This is a genomic window from Gordonia sp. NPDC062954, assembly GCF_044543825.1.
Lineage (GTDB): Bacteria > Actinomycetota > Actinomycetes > Mycobacteriales > Mycobacteriaceae > Gordonia > Gordonia tangerina.
Genome location: NZ_JBITWL010000070.1, coordinates 1 through 1,801, shown reverse-complemented (window position 1 = coordinate 1,801; position 1,801 = coordinate 1). Strand labels below are relative to the sequence as shown.

Genomic DNA, 1,801 nt, shown 5'->3' with positions numbered 1-1,801 from the left:
CATCCAGAAACTCACCCTGGCGATCCGACTCACCCTGCATAACCTCAGGATCCCAGCACGGCGGCCAAAACCAGCGCATTCCCGCGCCGGAATCCACCCCCAATTATTCAGCAGTCTCCTAGGCGAGCGAGCGTATCGAGACCAGCACCCCAACTGCTGGTCGATCTCGATACGCGACCAGCAGCTGCCGCCGCACCCCAACTGCAGGTCGATCTCGATACGCGACTCACTCCGTTCGCCGCTACTCGATCCAAGGAGTAGCCCGCGAGCCCCTGGGCGAGCGAGCGTATCGAGACCAGTACTCACACGCAAATCCCCCCAACAGGAGACCCTCCTTGCCGCTCTCCCCCACCCAACTCGACCGCGCCACAGGCGTTCTCCTCGGCACCGCCGTCGGCGACGCCCTCGGTGTCCCGTACGAATTCGAGTCCCGCATCCTGCGCGCGGACGAGACCCCGCAGATGCTCGGCGGCGGCCTCGGTGACTTCGCGCCCGGCGAGTGGAGCGACGACACCTCGATGGCTCTGGCGATCGCCCTCGTCGCCGCCACCGGCGCCGACCTCAACTCCGACGACGCCCTCGACGCCGTCGGCGAGAACTTCCTGCGCTGGTTCGACGGCGGTCCACCCGATGTCGGCACTCAAACCCGCGCGGTGCTCAGTGCGACCCGCCGCCGCCTCGACTCGGGTGAGCGGGGCGTCAGCCGCATCATGCGTGAGGAGTCCCGGCGCTACGCCGACGCCCGCCCGCGCTCCGCGGGAAACGGCGCGCTGATGCGCACCGCACCGGTCGCGTTGGCGCATCTCGACGACCGCGATCGGCTCGCAGATGCTGCGCGTCTGGTCGCGTCGCTAACCCATGCCGATCCGCTCGCCGGCGACTCGTGTGTGCTGTGGTGTGAGGCGATTCGGGTGGCGGTGCTCGACGGACGCATCGACGTCTTCGCCGGTCTCGACCTCCTACCCGCGGACAACGCAGCACAGTGGCAGCGATGGCTCGGCGACGCCCTGGTCTGCGATCCGAAGGTGTTCGTCCCCAACGGGTTCACGGTTACCGCCCTGCAGGCGGCCACAGCGGCGATCACGCAGACCCCGGCCGACGACGCGACGCACCTCGAACACACGCTGTATGCCGCGATCCGGATCGGCAACGACACCGATACCGTGGCCGCGATCGCGGGTGGGTTGCTCGGGGCGAGGTGGGGTGCAGGTGTCGTGCCTATCGACTGGTGCCACGCTCTCCACGGCTGGCCTCAGCATCGAGGTCGGCTCACCACCGCACAAGAACTCATCGATTTCGCCACCATCATCGCCAGCGACAAGCGAGCTCCTCGCGGCGTCACCGCTAGCGGCGTCGCTCAGAGGCTGTCCAGCGGAATGCTTTCCGACACCGCGCACTCGTCGGTTTCACCATTGTGACCCGCCACGTCGCCCGCCGTAATGCGGCGCAGGGTTGCGGGAACCGAACGAAGGTATCAACCATGTCTGACTTCTGCGCACTCGCGCCCTTGTCTCTTGTTGGGGTTCCGTCCGCTAACTACCGCGCCTCGGGTGTCGTATGTTTGTACGATTCTCGACGTTCAACCGTCCATACGAATCCTCCCCAAAGTGCCCTGACCAGCAACGATCGCGACCCTCTTGGCTGACCTTGCGGTTGCGCGCGAAGGGCGCTCCCGGCTCGTGTAACACGGAAAGGTTTCTGTCAGATTGAATCGTCCTGGGTCGAGTGGAGGCCTTGGTTATGCCACCTCCGTTTCGGGGGTGACGCGCTCACGGTAGCTGGTTTCGTAGTCGATCGGCGT

Annotated in this window: 1 protein-coding gene; it reads left to right on the top strand. The window is 66.1% G+C overall.

Features of this window, described 5'->3' with window-relative positions:
• Positions 1-335 precede the first annotated feature (335 nt).
• Positions 336-1,418, top strand: a complete 1,083-nt coding sequence (locus ACIGKQ_RS25315; protein ID WP_396575180.1) for an ADP-ribosylglycohydrolase family protein — start codon at positions 336-338, stop codon at positions 1,416-1,418.
• Positions 1,419-1,801: the final 383 nt, after the last annotated feature.